Genomic DNA, 14,002 nt, shown 5'->3' with positions numbered 1-14,002 from the left:
AACCAGATTGCGGTGTGTGAAGACGAAACGAACCGAAAGTTCGAGCTGCTCACAAACACCGAGATCTATCACATACCCAATTTGCTGAAGCGAGACCAACAGGTCACGAGTCAGTACCCGAATTTCTTGACGACCATAGAGCATTGGAACCACCTGATCCCATCCCGAACTCAGCAGTGAAACGATGCATCGCCGATGGTAGTGTGGGGTTTCCCCATGTGAGAGTAGGTCATCGTCAAGATTAAATTCCGAAACCCCAATTGCGAAAGCAGTTGGGGTTTTGTTTTGCCTGCGAGAAAGTGCCCGGACAACCTGACTAGGTTGCCCGCGCCAGCTTCCACTGCCTGGCCAGATGCACATAGACAATCACGTTGATGAGAAGCACCATGCAGCCCAGCCCTAGCTGTATCGCCGGTGTCAGTCCGGCCGGGTATATCAACGGCCACACATAGTGCTCGATGAAACTGTCACTGTAACCGTCCTGTCCGGCAGATTGGCGCCAGAGGTTTTCCCAACGGGTCAGTGGGCAGGTCAATTGAAAGACTTCGACGACCACGCCCCACACGGCTGCCGGCACGTGCCACCAGATCAAGTGCCGCCATTTGAGCGTCAACAAGCCTCCGAAAAGCACGAACAGAATGAACACTAGATGAAACAGTACCAGCCCGTCGGCGGCTATTCGGTAAAGCATGACGACTCCGTCCTCTGATTATTTTCCATAGCCGCCGAATATGCGGTTTTGTTGAAGTAAGGCTGCTCGCCTTCAGCAAAACCACACGTTCACGCGGTGATTTTTTGTCCTGTCTCTCGCCACCTATACTCAAAATACCATGGCTGGAAATGCTGCTCGTTCCGTTCGGACAGCGTAAAGGTTAGCGCTGCCGTGTCATTTCTAGGGGACTGCGATCTTGAATCTGCGTTTCCTGCACGTTGTCTTGTTAGTGGTGTTGGCAGGATGTGCCACAGTACATCGTGCCTCCGAGCCGACTGCGCCGGTTGTAATCTCGGAAGCGACCTGGCAGCAGATTGATCAAGACATAGACACCGCATCGTTGGCCTCCAAAGGCGTAGTCAAGCGTTACACACGCAGCGCCATGGAGCGCTGGAGAGAGCTGGTCTACCAGCGTACTGAAACAGACTTCATCCCATGGTTTACCAACTATTGGACCCAGCAATGGCTGTCTGCGAAGGTGGGCTGGTACAAGATGAGCAGCGGAGGAGAGGTCGATCCAGTGGTAAACCGGCTAACGGTCTATCTACAGGAGCAATACCATGAACGCGTGCTGGACCCCGTCGCCAAGGTCACCGATCCCAACGCGATCATGGTTGACGCAATTGCTCTGTATTTACAGACCCTCGACGCGCATCTCGTGGAGATCCAGCAGCACTACAGCGCACCTCAAGATCAATTCGACCGTCGACTCAACGACATTCCGGCAATTGCGCTGGCACCTCCGCCCGCACGCAACGCTTCGCTCTATCAAATTGCTCATGCTGAACCGGTTACCAAACTGCCAGCCTATCAGGCCTTGATCGAACGGGTTCGCAGCGCTAACAGCGGCGCGGGAGCCGGGTTATCGGACGCCGGTATATCGTCGGTGGCCAAGCGAGCCGGCGAAAAACTCGAAGCCGAGATTGCCACGCGCAGTGCCGCCGGTGCTGTTGCCGCGGCAGTTGGCCGAGTAGCGGGGGCAGTAATTTCTGTGGTGTCGGCGAGTGTTGGTGCTGTCTCGAACGAGCATGATCGGCCGGAGACGGAAGCGCAGCTACGCAAAAGCCTGGGCGACGCGTTCGACAAAGCGTGGCTTGGGTTGATAGAAAACGAGGCCAATGGGGTAATGGCGGGGGTCTACTACATTTCGGGGCAGATAGAAGGCAGTCTCGCCAAAAACCTGCCGCTCGTGCCCGAACCTGCACCGCTGGAGTCTCCTCTGCAAGGCGGTCAGGCTCTTCAGTAGGAGAATAGCCTACCTCTGCTACTCAACAGGTGGACATCCATTGAGGGGCGCGCTGGCCATTTTGCTGATCAGGCCGGCCAGTCGTTTTACGTTGTTTTGATGAGCCACCACCAGATCATCAACGGTCGATCCCGTCGGTGTTTGCAACGTTGTGCGGCAGGTCAGCGGTGCGCTGTTTGCATCGGCTCCCGAAGTCCTCAGGCGCCATTTCACATCGACGAGTGCGTACTGACCGGGGACAGAATCAAAACGCTGCACATCGACCCGCAGCGAGACATCGCGCTGAGATGTCGTGCCAGACAGTTGATTGAGCAAGGCACTTTTCAACTCGTCGGACAGGCTGGCCCCCCACCATTCGGTTTCCAGAATTGCCAGGCCGCTGTTGCCCTGACGAATGACGATTTGCGGGCGGTCGACCTGAGGCGGCACGGTGACCCGCTCAATCTGGATATCTGCGCTGCCACGCGCGCCTGCGGCCAACTGGGCCGGGATCAGGGTATGGTAATGAATCGGATCACTGCGGCATGCGACGAGCAACACCACCAGGCTGAGCAACGAAACTTTCAGCGAAATAGCCATGGGCTTGCTCCTGGGTCAGTTGCTCGAAGACGGCTGCAGGTCTTGTGTAGGGGCACCTTTGGGGCGCCCGCGCAACAGGGATTCTGGATGACGAGTCAGGTAGTCTGACAATTCACGCAGCGAGCGTGATGCGCGCCCGAGTTCGTCCAGGGTTCCACTCAATTGCTCACGTTGTGGCGAGCCTTCGGCGAGGGTCGAGCTGGCCGATTGCAGGGTTTTACTCAAGTCCTGCAAGGTGTTCTGTACACTTGGCAGTGTCGTGCTGTTGACTTGTTTGAGGCTTTTACGCAGTTCTGTCAGGTTGTCATCAAGGTTGTTGGCGATGCGCTCGATCGGCAGTTTGTTGATCTTTTCGATCACTGCCTGAAACTGCTCTTGCAACTGCTCGAGGCTCGCAGGAACAGTGGGTATCCGCATTGGCCGGGCGTTGGGGTCGAAGGCAACTTTTTCGGCTTTAGGGAAGAAATCCAGTGCAATGTACAGCTGTCCGGTCAACAAATTGCCACTGCGGGCCTGGGCGCGCAGGCCGTTTTCGACAAAGCTGCCCATGAGTCGATTAACCGCCTGTTCGTCGTCGGGGTTGTAGTTCAGGGCCTTCAGCATCTTGATATGGGCCTGGCCCAGACGTTGCGGATAGATCACGATGCCCACGTTGATGGGGAAACTGTGGGCCTTCTCATCGTAGTCCAGATTGATCGCGACCACCTTGCCGATATCCAGTCCCTGGAATTCCACGGGGGCATCCACCTTCAAACCGCGCAACGCCTGATTGAAACGCAGCGACAGGAATTGCGCCTTGCCGTTGGGTGGGGCAAGGGCGGTCTGTTGATTGTCGAACAGCTCGAAGCTCCTGTTTTCGGCCGCCGGTTGGTCGTTGGGACTGTAGTCTGGAGCACGAAAGGTAATTCCGCCCACCAGCAAGGCTGACAGTGACTCGGTTTTGAACGCAAAGCCATTGGCGCCCACATCGATGGCGATACCGCTGACGTTCCAGAAACGAGTGTTTTCAGTGACGTAGACATCGTTCGGCGCCTTGACGAAGACCTGGATATCCACCCCCTTGCCCTCCGAATCCAGGGTATAGGCGACCACTTGCCCCACCGGGATCTTGCGGAAGTAAACAGGAGAGCCAATTTCCAGTGAACCGAGATCCTGGGTGTGCAACATGAAATGCTTGCCCGGTTCACCAAAGGTTAGGGGGAGCGGGGCTTCAAGACCTATGAAGGTTTTGGCGCGGGCATCGGCGCGACCGGCGTCGGCACCGACAAAGGCGCCCGAGAGCAACGTGTCAAATCCAGACACGCCGCCGGCACCAATGCGTGGCCGCACGACCCAGAACTTCGAGTCTTCGCGGGTGAAGGATTCCGCCTGTTTGACGAGTTTCACCGTGGCGTTGACGCTCTTCTGGTCATCGCTCAATTCGACCTCGGAGACATGGCCGATCACCACGTTGCGGTATTTGACCTCGGTCTTGTTGGCGATGAGACCTTCGCCAGTCTTGAAGTTGAGAATGATGGTTGGACCTTGTTGCAGTATGTTGTGCACCACCAGGGACACCCCGACCAGCACTGCGACGATCGGCACGATCCATACCAGCGAAATACTCCAGCGACGGGTCTTGATGTTGGCATGGCCGGGGACTGGCTGTCCCTCAGCGGCTTGCGACTCCATCCATGACCTCCTTGGATTTTCGGTTTTCCCAAATCAGGCGCGGGTCAAAACTCATTGCCGAGAGCATGGTGAACACCACCACCAGACCAAAGAACAGTATCCCCTGGCGGGGTTCGATATCGCCCAGCGCCTGGAACTTCACCAGCGCCGCTACCAGTGCGACGACAATCACATCGAGCATCGACCAGTAGCCGATCAGCTCGACAAAACGGTAGAGTTTTGAACGCTCTTTGCGAGCCCAGAGGCTGCCGCGTTGTACCGTGATCAGCAGCAGCGAGAGGGCCACGAACTTGATGCCCGGCACCGCAATACTGGCGATGAAAATGATCAGCGCAATGTCCCAGGCACCATGCTCCCAGAACTCCAGCACGCCGCCGATGATGGTGCTTTCAGAGTCGCTGCCCAACATGCTGGTGCTCATCACCGGCAACAGATTGGCCGGGATGTAAAACACCATTGAGGCCAGCAGGTAGGCCCAGGTTCGGGTCAATGAGTTGGCTTTGCGGGCATGCAAGGGGGCACCACAGCGCTCGCACTCGTGTGGGTGGTCGGTCATGTCACAGGCATTGCCGCAGCTGTGGCACAGGCAAAGGTTGAGATCGCGGGCTTCAGGTGCTGTGTTCATAGGGTGTCCCACAGGTCGCGAACATCGCGGCCGGCAATCCGGATCAGCAGTAAGCTCAGCACCGAGAGGGCAAACAGGCCGATGCCCGGTAGCACATCAAGCAGACCTGCAAGTTTGAACACCGAGACCAGCGCCCCCAGTAGGCAAACCTCAAGCATGCTCCAGGGCCTTAGCGTTTCCAGCCAGCGCATGCACAGCCTGAATGCCGGTGAGCGCCTGGCCGCCAGGGCAAAACTCAACACCCAGACCAGCAACAGCAGTTGAATGATGGGTGCGATGATCATGGCGATGGCCGCGACCATGGCCATGAAGGTGATCGGCCCCTGGCTGAGCGCCAGCACCGAGTCCCATAAAGTGGCGCTATTTTTCAGGCCTTTGAGGCTGATGCTCATCACCGGATAGAAGTTGGCAAAAATCCACAGCACGGCGGCCGTCAGGCTCAAGGCCAGGCGTTGCTCCACTGACAATCCGTTGTAGCGCTGAAGTACCCCGCCACAACGCGTGCACAGGGCAGTTTGATGTTTGGCGAGCGCCACTTTTTCATACACGCAATCGCAATGTTCACAGATGATCAAATGATCAGTCCTGGTCATGGTTCGCGCTCAGGGGAAGTCGGAAGCTACAGGCCGTTAAATGAATATAGAAGCCCCTCGCGATAGAGCAAATCCAATGTACGAGACTGAGGCAAGACGGGGTGGCAAGCGCTGGTAGCTTGCGGCTGTCACAACCAACAACTGCGAGTTCTTGAAGACCGAGAGCGCGCAGTCAGTGGTTTGGGTTGATGGGCGAGAGAAGTTATTCGCCGCGGATGTACTGCTCCAGTTGCTGGATCAGCTCGGCCTGCTCGGCAATGGCTTCCTTGACGAGGTCGCCGATGGACAGCAAACCCAGCAGTTGACCGTTTTCCACCACCGGCAAATGACGCAGGTGCTTGTCGGTCATGATATTCATGCAGGTTTGCACGGATTGATGGGAGTCCACCGTGATCACTGGCGAGTTCATAATGTCGCTGACGGGCGTGCCGACCGAAGAGCGACCTTTGAGCACCAGTTTGCGCGCATAGTCGCGCTCACTGATCACGCCAACTATTCGACCGTCTTTGAGTACCGGCAATGCGCCGACGTTTTTTGCGGCCATGACCATCAGGGCTTCGAGCACCATCTGATGCGAGTTGATGGTATGAACCTGCTGGTTCTGTTCGGCCTTTAACTTGAGCAGTTGCGCGACGGTCTTCATGAGGGCCTCTCCGGTGTTGTATTTATCAGGCGTCGCCAAGCGCGTTGACGCTTATACAGAATCATAGACGCAGGCCAACAGAGCAAGAGGGCAAAGCGGCATTCAGGGGTTCTAAAAGCGTCATCGAAGGGAGTTTGCGCTATCAGCAGTGCGGTTTCGCTCTTGGCAGTCGCTGATAGCCCGGACGGGCTATCAGCGTCGTGGCGCGCTCGCTTAGCAGTAGCGATCGATCACGCACACACCGGACTGACCCTGTGCACTCTTCCACGCCTGATTCAGCGTCTCAAGAACACGCGCGACAAAGTCTTTGTCGGCGGCAGCTTTCTTGCCAACATAACCCTGGCCGCGACGGTACATCTTCAATCGGGCACGCAAGTCATGCTTGTTCTTTTCGAACTCATCTTCATGGGCGTGAGGCGACAGGCAGTCGATATGCACCTGGCCAGACTCGGCAATCCACAGGATATGGCTGTCATGGCTGTCTTTGTGTGCTGCGAACATCCGAGCCAGTTCATCAATAGTCGGTTGATTGTTCAGATTCATTTGTAAGCCCCTTGACCAGTGTTTGATCTGTCTAGTTGGTTCGCTAATTCACTTCTCTGCATCGGTAAGTTGATATCTGGTACCGAAACCAGGGCGACAGTGGGTGTCTGCCGAATATCGGCAGGGCCTTGAGCAGGATGCATGTAGTCTTGCCGAGAAACTGCTACGCACGTACGGCACAGCGGGGAGAAACAGCGATTACCTGGACGTTGTTACCGACATTATTCAGCTCGGCCACAAGCATCTTGAGGATTGATCGCCAGCGTTTCTCGTCCTTGTACTGGACGCTCATGCTGGGTCAGTTTCATCAATCTGCCTTGTGGGCAGTACACATCCGGGAGCAGCTCGGCGGTCAGTCGAGCTTTTTCACAACACTTTTGCCAATGCTCCCGATCGGGGAGACGTCCGCATCATGCAAGGGGAAAAACAACTCGTCAACGGTTTTGTAGTGAATATTTTAAATCACTACATAAAACGCTATGGCGCCCGCAGGGTCGGCCTAGAGCCTTGTCCTACAATCACTTGCGCGGCAAACGCAAAGGCAGCCGTGAGCACCGATGACGCGTAGAATCACCCTGTGAAATAGTCTTCGAGGTTGCAGTGGTGGATTTACAGCAGGGCTTCGTCTTGACCCGGCATTGGCGCGATACCCCGGCCGGCACGCAAGTCGAGTTCTGGTTGGCGACCGATCAAGGCCCAAGGCTTGTCCGGCTGCCGGTTCAGCCGTCGGTGGCGTTCATTCCCGAGCAGCAGCGCGAGCAGGCCGAGTTGCTGTTGCGCGGCGAGCAGGGTGTCGAGCTTCGCCCGCTGGGGTTGCAGGATTTTCAGCATCGGCCGGTGTTCGGGCTGTATTGCCAGCAGCACCGCCAGTTGATGCACCTCGATACGCTGTTGCGCAGGGCCGGTGTCGATGTGTTTGAGGCGGATATTCGTCCGCCGGAACGCTACCTGATGGAGCGCTTCATCACCGCGCCGGTATCGTTCACGGGAACGGCGGACGACTCCGGCACACTGTTCGACGCTCATCTCAAGCCTGCGCCTGGCTATCGCCCACGGCTGAAGCTGGTTTCGCTGGACATCGAAACCACCGAGCAGGGCGAGCTGTATTCGATTGCACTGGAAGGCTGTGGTCAGCGTCAGGTCTACATGCTCGGGGCGCCAAATGGCGATGACTCGTTGGTGGACTTTGCGCTTGAGTACTGCGACTCACGAACCCTGTTGCTGAAAAAACTCAACGAGTGGTTTGCGCTCCACGACCCCGATGCAATCATCGGCTGGAACCTGGTGCAATTCGACCTGCGCGTGCTGCACGAGCATGCCCGGCGGCTGGCCGTACCGTTGCGCCTGGGGCGCGGTGGCGAGGAGATGCAGTGGCGCGAACACGGTTCGGGCAACAATCACTTCTTTGCCGCAGCGGCAGGCCGACTGATCATCGATGGCATCGAGTCACTGCGCTCGGCGACCTGGAGTTTCCCCTCGTTCAGTCTGGAGAACGTCGCGCAGACGCTGCTCGGCGAAGGTAAGTCGATCGACAATCCGTACCAGCGCATGGACGAAATCAACCGCATGTTCGCCGAGGACAAGCCCGCGCTGGCGCGCTACAACCTCAAGGATTGCGAGCTGGTCACGCGGATCTTCCACAAGACCGAACTGCTGACCTTCTTGCTCGAGCGCGCCAGCGTCACCGGTTTACCGGCCGATCGCAGCGGCGGTTCGGTTGCCGCGTTCACTCACCTCTACATGCCGTTGATGCACCGTCAGGGCTTTGTCGCGCCGAACCTCGGCGAGCGTCCTCCGCAGGCCAGTCCCGGCGGGTTTGTCATGGACTCGCAACCGGGGTTGTACGAATCGGTGTTGGTGCTCGACTACAAGAGCCTGTACCCGTCGATCATCCGGACCTTTTTGATCGACCCGGTGGGGCTGGTGGAGGGCTTGCGCCACCCCGACGACAGCGAGTCGGTGCCGGGTTTCCGTGGTGCACGTTTCTCGCGGACGCGGCACTGCCTGCCAGCGATTGTCGCCCGTGTATCGCAAGGCCGGGAAGTTGCCAAGCGCGAGCACAATGCACCGCTTTCCCAGGCGCTGAAAATCATCATGAACGCCTTCTATGGCGTGCTCGGCTCCAGTGGCTGCCGGTTTTTCGATACGCGCCTGGCGTCATCGATCACCTTGCGCGGGCACGAGATCATGCTCAGGACTCGTCAGCTGATCGAGGCGCAAGGGCACGTGGTGATTTATGGCGACACCGACTCGACTTTCGTCTGGCTGCGGCGTGCTCATGGTCAGGAAGAGGCGGCGCAGATCGGCCGGTCTCTGGTCGAATACGTCAACCAATGGTGGCGCGAGCATTTGCTGCAGGAGTTCGGTTTGCATAGCGTGCTCGAATTGCAATTCGAAACGCACTTTCGACGGTTTCTGATGCCGACCATTCGCGGCGCAGAAGAGGGCAGCAAGAAGCGCTATGCCGGGCTGGTGACACGCGCCGACGGCACTGACGAAATGGTCTACAAAGGCCTGGAAACCGTGCGCACCGACTGGTCGCCGCTGGCCCGGCAATTTCAGCAGGAACTCTACCTGCGGATCTTTCACCGTCGGCCTTATCAGGATTACGTTCGCGAGTTTGTCCGGGCGACGCTGGCCGGTGAGCATGATGACTTGCTGATCTACCGCAAGCGTCTGCGCCGGCCATTGGACGACTATCAACGCAACGTACCGCCCCATGTGCGGGCCGCACGCCTGGCCGACGAATACAACGATCGACTGGGCCGGCCACTGCAGTATCAGCGCGGCGGCTGGATCAGTTACATGATCACGGTGGCGGGACCCGAACCGCTGGAAACCCGCAGCGCGCCGATTGACTACGACCATTACGTCAGCCGCCAGCTGCAGCCGGTGGCCGACGCGATACTGCCGTTTGTCGATGATGATTTCAGCACGCTGATTGGCGGGCAATTGGGCTTGTTCTAAGCCTCAGACCATCGCCAGCCGATGTTTGCGAGTGGGCGCGCCAAACGCTCGATCCAATGCCTGAAGATCTTCATCATCGAGCTTCAGTTCGCCGGCGGCAGCGTTCAACCGCACGTGTTCTGGGTGTACCGCTTTGGGGATGGCAATCATGCCGTTCTGACGCAGAATCCAGGCCAGTGACACCTGGGCCGCAGTGACGTTATGGCGTGCAGCGATCTGCTTCAGTGTTGGCTCGACCAGAAGCCCCCCGGCCTGGGCAAGCGGACAATAAGCCATTAACGGCATGCGCTGTTGCTGGCACCAGGGCAGCAGGTCGAATTCGATGCCGCGCTCCTCAAGGTTGTAGAGCACCTGATTGGTCGCGCAGGCGTCCGAGCCCAGTTCATGCAAGTCCGCCAGATCGAAATTGGACACGCCCCAACGGCCAATCTTGCCGTCGTCGCGCAGGCGTTCGAACGCATCGACGGTCTCTGCGAGCGGGAACTGGCCGCGCCAGTGCAGCAAATACAGATCGATGTAGTCGGTTCCCAAACGGCGCAAGCTGCGTTCGCAGGCCAGAGGAATACCGCGTTGGCTGGCGTTGTGCGGGTAGACCTTGCTGACCAGAAACACCTGATCGCGAACACCGGTAATGGCTTTGCCAACCACTTCCTCTGCGCCGCCCTCGGCATACATTTCTGCGGTGTCGATCAAGGTCATTCCCAGCTCGATGCCGGTGCGCAATGCAGCGATTTCACGGGTTCGTTGTTGCGGATCTTCACCCATGCGCCAAGTGCCCTGACCAATGACAGGGACGGGCACCCCAGCCAGTTCAAGTGTACGCATCACAACCTCCAGACGAGACTTGATGAATAGAAATTGGGCCGCAGCGAAGCCAAGAGGTTCTATCGCACACTCGACGCCTTCCATTGCATATATTTAAAAGGAATAAATATCTAGTTATTTATTCCTTTGTTCTTTGTTCAATCAAGTGCATTTTAAGGCCATGCACAGCCGTGCTCATGTAGCCATTTCGACAGGAAGCCTAGCCATGACCATCAAAGCAATCAACGTCCGCAATCAGTTCAAAGGCATCGTCAAGGAAATCCTGGAAGGGCCGGTGGTCTCTGAAGTCGATGTACAAACCGCTTCCGGGATTGTCACTTCGGTGATTACCACACGTTCGATTCGCGATCTCGAGTTGGTGGTGGGCAGCGAGGTCATCGCGTTCGTCAAATCCACCGAGGTCTCGATCGCCAAGCTCTGACGCGGGGGCGGCAGCTTCGAGTTCAGCGTCACGCTCCCCCACAGAACTCTCAAAAGCCCCCACATTTGCTCTCTGTACTCAGATACTCGTGAAACTATTGTAAGCATCCGGCCAAGTCATCTACCTGCACCAAACGCCAATAGCGATAAAGGCAATGACGTCCACTTATTTCTAAGCGGACGTCATTGCCCTCATTGGAGCGCCAAATTCGCCATTCGGTTTTTAGAGTCTCCCTATTCGGTCTACTCCTCCAGCAATCAACTCAGCAGATACACCGGAAAACACTCACACAAGTGCATCACCCTGCGCCGGATGTTATCCAGCAGCGCCGCGTTGTTCGGTTGTTCCAGCAGGTCGGCGATCAGGTTCGCCACTTCAGCGCACTCAGCCTCGCCAAAGCCCCGGGTCGTCAGTGCTGGCGTGCCAATGCGGATGCCGCTGGTGATTGCCGGTTTCTGCGGGTCGTCGGGAATCGCGTTTTTGTTTAGCGTGATGTGGGCGCTTTCCAGCAGCGCTTCGGCATCTTTGCCGGTGATGTTCATCGAGCGCAGATCGAGCAGGAACATGTGGCAGTCGGTGCCACCGGACACCACGCGCAAACCACGACGGGTCAGGATGTCGGCCATGGTCCGGGCGTTGTTGATCACCCGTTGCTGGTAATGCTTGAACCCATCGCCAAGGGCTTCGTTGAACGCCACTGCCTTGGCCGCGATGACGTGCATCAGCGGCCCACCTTGGTAAACCGGGAAAATCGTCTTGTCCAGCAGCGCAGCGTATTGCGCTTTGGCCAGGATCAGACCGCCGCGCGGGCCACGCAAGGTTTTGTGCGTGGTGGATGTGATGAAGTCGGCGATGCCGACCGGTGACGGGTATACGTCCGCCGCAATCAGCCCCGCGTAGTGCGCCATGTCGACCATCAGGTAAGCGCCGATTTCATCGCAGATATTGCGAAAGCGCTGGAAATCAATGGTTCGGGAATACGCCGAGGCCCCGGCAATGATCATCTTCGGCCGGTGCTCCCGGGCCAGCGCTTCCATTGCGGCGTAGTCGAGGGTCTCCGTTTCCTTCTCCAGTCCATAGGAAAATGCCTTGTAGAACTTGCCGGAAAAATTCACTGACGCGCCATGGGTCAAGTGCCCGCCATGAGCCAGGGACATCCCCAAAATCGTGTCGCCGGGTTCGAGCACTGCCAGAAACACTGCTTGGTTGGCTTGGGACCCGGAATGCGGTTGGACGTTGACGTATTCACAATTGAACAGTTTGCGGGCGCGCTCGATGGCCAGGTTTTCAATCTCGTCGACGACCTTGCAGCCGCCGTAGTAGCGCTTACCCGGATAGCCTTCGGCATATTTGTTGGTGAGCACCGAACCCTGTGCCTGGAGCACTTCTTCGCTGACATAGTTTTCTGAGGCGATCAGCTCCAGGTGGGTTTCCTGGCGGTTGCGTTCGCGGTCGATCAAGCGGGCAATGGTGGGGTCGAAATTCTGCAGGCTCATGGTGTGATTCCTTAGGTAAGCGCTTCGGCCAGCGGTGCCAGCGCGTGATGCGGCTGCATCCGTGATTGGCCTTTGGTCGAGTCAGATAGAAAAATGGAGGTGTCTTTCAGGCCGCTGCCGGTGATCAGGATCACGCTGGCGATGCCACCACCGACCACAATGAAGTCGTAGCGAGCGGTTATGGTCGGCTGCCCTCGGCGATGACGGCGGCTTTGCTTTCCCGGGTGTAAGTCAGTACGAAGTGCGCCGCGAGACCGAAGATCAAACCCCAGAAAGCGGCGGCCAAACCGAGGAAACTCATGCCCGAGGCGGTGACCAGGAAGGTGATCAGCGCCGCTTCACGTTGCTTCTCGTCCGCCATGGCGCCGGTCAACCCGGCGCTGATTGCACCGAACAAGGCCAGGCCGGCGAGGGAGGCAATCAACTCTTTAGGCAGGGCGGAAAACACCGAGGCCAGGGTCGCGCCAAAGGTGCCCATCAGAATGTAGAACACCCCGCAGGCAATCCCGGCGACGTAGCGTTTGTCACGGTCTTCGTGGGCTTCGCGGCCGGTGCAGATCGCCGCCGTAATCGCTGCCAGGTTAAAACCATGGGAGCCGAACGGGGCCATCAGAATCGAGCCAATCGCGGTGACCGAAATGATCGAGCGCGCCGGGGTGTTGTAGCCCGAAGTGCGCAACACCGCCATGCCGGGGACATGCTGGCCGGTCAGGGTCACCAGAGCCAGTGGCAGACCGATGTTGATGATTGCGTGCCAGCTCCACTCGGGGGCGATGAAGACCGGGTGGGCCACGGCGATGGTGATCGAGCTGCTGTTGAGTTCACCGAACGAGGCGGCCACGGCGCAACCGATAATCAGCACCGAGAGAATCGCGTAGCGCGGCGAAAAGCGTTTGAAGATCAGATAGGTCGCGATCATCGACAGCACCAACGCCGGTTGCAGCTTGATCGAGGTGAACAGCTCTGCGCCGAAGCGAAACAGAATACCCGCGAGCATGGCGGCAGCGATGGCTTTGGGCAGGCGACTCATCAGTTTGTCGAACGCACCGGACAAACCGACCACGGCGATGATTACCGACGCCACGACATAGGCACCGATGGCCTGGGGCAGGGTAACGGTGGGCAACATCGATACCAGCAATGCCGCACCCGGCGTCGACCACGCGGTGATTACCGGAATCCGCAGGCGCCAGCTCAGGAACAGGCCGGTAATGCCGCTGCCGATGGAAATGGCCCAGATCCACGAAGACACCACGTCGTTGGGCAGATGGGCTTCCTTGGCTGCCTGAAACACGATGATCAAAGGGCCGGCATAGGAAATGATCACCGCGATGAAGCCCGCAATGACCGCTGACAGGGATAGATCCTTTTTGAGTGTGTCCATGATGTCTCGATTTGGCGCGGCAGAGTCGCGCAGTGATCAGGTGGGGAGGATTGAGTCGATTGATTCGATTATAGATGAGTGTATTTGATTAAATTGAGTTGATTCAATGGGTGGTGAGACTGTTATGAGATGTTTTCTTGCTATCAGTGCCTGTTTTTTGGTCGAATGTTATTTAATTGATTGATTTATAAGGATATTAATACTCTAAAAAATATCTTCAGGTTGCGATGCATACCGATTCAATTGTTGAGTCAATCGACTCAATTTACTGATTGAGTCGATTGATTAGTTGCCTAA

The 14,002-nt window shown here is 57.4% G+C and carries 14 protein-coding genes and 1 rRNA gene; 4 read left to right on the top strand and 11 right to left on the bottom strand.

What is annotated here, in order from left to right; translation table 11 throughout:
- Positions 1–125: 125 nt before the first annotated feature.
- Positions 126–241, top strand: a 5S ribosomal RNA gene (gene rrf / locus AABM55_RS19095).
- Positions 242–316: 75 nt separating this feature from the next.
- On the opposite strand, the gene AABM55_RS19090 is transcribed toward rrf, so the two are convergent.
- A complete protein-coding gene (locus AABM55_RS19090; protein WP_347927325.1) occupies positions 317–691 on the bottom strand; it encodes a DUF2784 domain-containing protein in 375 nt (124 codons plus the stop codon).
- 217 nt (positions 692–908) lie between these two features.
- Between AABM55_RS19090 and AABM55_RS19085 the strand changes: the two genes are divergently transcribed.
- On the top strand, positions 909–1,958 hold the full coding sequence (locus AABM55_RS19085) for a hypothetical protein (protein WP_054598139.1): 1,050 nt from the start codon (positions 909–911) through the stop codon (positions 1,956–1,958).
- Between the two features lie 18 nt (positions 1,959–1,976).
- Here the strand turns inward: AABM55_RS19085 and AABM55_RS19080 are convergent, their stop codons facing one another.
- The 6 genes from AABM55_RS19080 to AABM55_RS19055 all read right to left on the bottom strand — a co-directional run bounded on the left by AABM55_RS19080 (position 1,977) and on the right by AABM55_RS19055 (position 6,612).
- The gene (locus AABM55_RS19080) at positions 1,977–2,537 is read right to left on the bottom strand and encodes a membrane integrity-associated transporter subunit PqiC (protein WP_054598138.1); all 561 of its coding nucleotides are present in this window, start codon (positions 2,535–2,537) and stop codon (positions 1,977–1,979) included.
- 15 nt (positions 2,538–2,552) lie between these two features.
- The gene (locus AABM55_RS19075) at positions 2,553–4,208 is read right to left on the bottom strand and encodes an intermembrane transport protein PqiB (RefSeq protein WP_054598137.1); all 1,656 of its coding nucleotides are present in this window, start codon (positions 4,206–4,208) and stop codon (positions 2,553–2,555) included.
- On the bottom strand, positions 4,189–4,833 hold the full coding sequence (locus AABM55_RS19070; protein ID WP_347927324.1) for a paraquat-inducible protein A: 645 nt from the start codon (positions 4,831–4,833) through the stop codon (positions 4,189–4,191). Before AABM55_RS19070 ends, AABM55_RS19075 begins: the two co-directional genes overlap by 20 nt.
- Positions 4,830–5,426, bottom strand: coding sequence for a paraquat-inducible protein A (locus tag AABM55_RS19065; RefSeq protein WP_103320248.1), 597 nt, complete (start codon positions 5,424–5,426; stop codon positions 4,830–4,832). The genes AABM55_RS19070 and AABM55_RS19065 overlap by 4 nt, the downstream gene beginning before the upstream one ends.
- A 202-nt stretch (positions 5,427–5,628) precedes the next feature.
- Complete coding sequence (locus tag AABM55_RS19060; RefSeq protein WP_054598134.1) at positions 5,629–6,069, bottom strand: CBS domain-containing protein; 441 nt, start codon at positions 6,067–6,069, stop codon at positions 5,629–5,631.
- A gap of 213 nt (positions 6,070–6,282) precedes the next feature.
- A complete protein-coding gene (locus tag AABM55_RS19055; RefSeq protein WP_054598133.1) occupies positions 6,283–6,612 on the bottom strand; it encodes a hypothetical protein in 330 nt (109 codons plus the stop codon).
- 603 nt (positions 6,613–7,215) lie between these two features.
- Here AABM55_RS19055 and AABM55_RS19050 point away from each other — a divergent pair.
- On the top strand, positions 7,216–9,579 hold the full coding sequence (locus tag AABM55_RS19050; protein ID WP_347927323.1) for a DNA polymerase II: 2,364 nt from the start codon (positions 7,216–7,218) through the stop codon (positions 9,577–9,579).
- A 3-nt stretch (positions 9,580–9,582) separates the two neighbouring features.
- Here the strand turns inward: AABM55_RS19050 and AABM55_RS19045 are convergent, their stop codons facing one another.
- Positions 9,583–10,404 carry an aldo/keto reductase gene (locus AABM55_RS19045; protein WP_347927322.1) on the bottom strand — a complete coding sequence of 274 codons (822 nt, stop codon included), beginning with the start codon at positions 10,402–10,404 and terminating at the stop codon, positions 9,583–9,585.
- Between the two features lie 205 nt (positions 10,405–10,609).
- Between AABM55_RS19045 and AABM55_RS19040 the strand changes: the two genes are divergently transcribed.
- Entirely contained in the window at positions 10,610–10,825 is a 216-nt protein-coding gene (locus tag AABM55_RS19040) for a molybdopterin-binding protein (protein WP_054598130.1), read from the top strand.
- Positions 10,826–11,082: 257 nt separating this feature from the next.
- Here the strand turns inward: AABM55_RS19040 and glyA are convergent, their stop codons facing one another.
- Genes glyA through AABM55_RS19025 form a run of 3 tightly spaced genes read right to left on the bottom strand, consistent with a single transcriptional unit; the run spans position 11,083 to position 13,705 of the window.
- On the bottom strand, positions 11,083–12,321 hold the full coding sequence (glyA, locus tag AABM55_RS19035; protein ID WP_054598129.1) for a serine hydroxymethyltransferase: 1,239 nt from the start codon (positions 12,319–12,321) through the stop codon (positions 11,083–11,085).
- Positions 12,322–12,332: 11 nt separating this feature from the next.
- Positions 12,333–12,479: a hypothetical protein gene (locus tag AABM55_RS19030; protein WP_158246537.1), complete on the bottom strand. Its 147-nt coding sequence runs from the start codon at positions 12,477–12,479 to the stop codon at positions 12,333–12,335.
- Positions 12,480–12,499: 20 nt separating this feature from the next.
- Positions 12,500–13,705, bottom strand: a complete 1,206-nt coding sequence (locus tag AABM55_RS19025) for a benzoate/H(+) symporter BenE family transporter (RefSeq protein WP_054598128.1) — start codon at positions 13,703–13,705, stop codon at positions 12,500–12,502.
- Between the last annotated feature and the right edge of the window lie 297 nt (positions 13,706–14,002).

The sequence above is a fragment of the Pseudomonas helvetica genome (assembly GCF_039908645.1).
GTDB classification, from domain to species: domain Bacteria; phylum Pseudomonadota; class Gammaproteobacteria; order Pseudomonadales; family Pseudomonadaceae; genus Aquipseudomonas; species Aquipseudomonas helvetica.
Note: the sequence above shows the minus strand (reverse complement) of the source record. Positions and strands in the feature narration are given on the sequence as shown.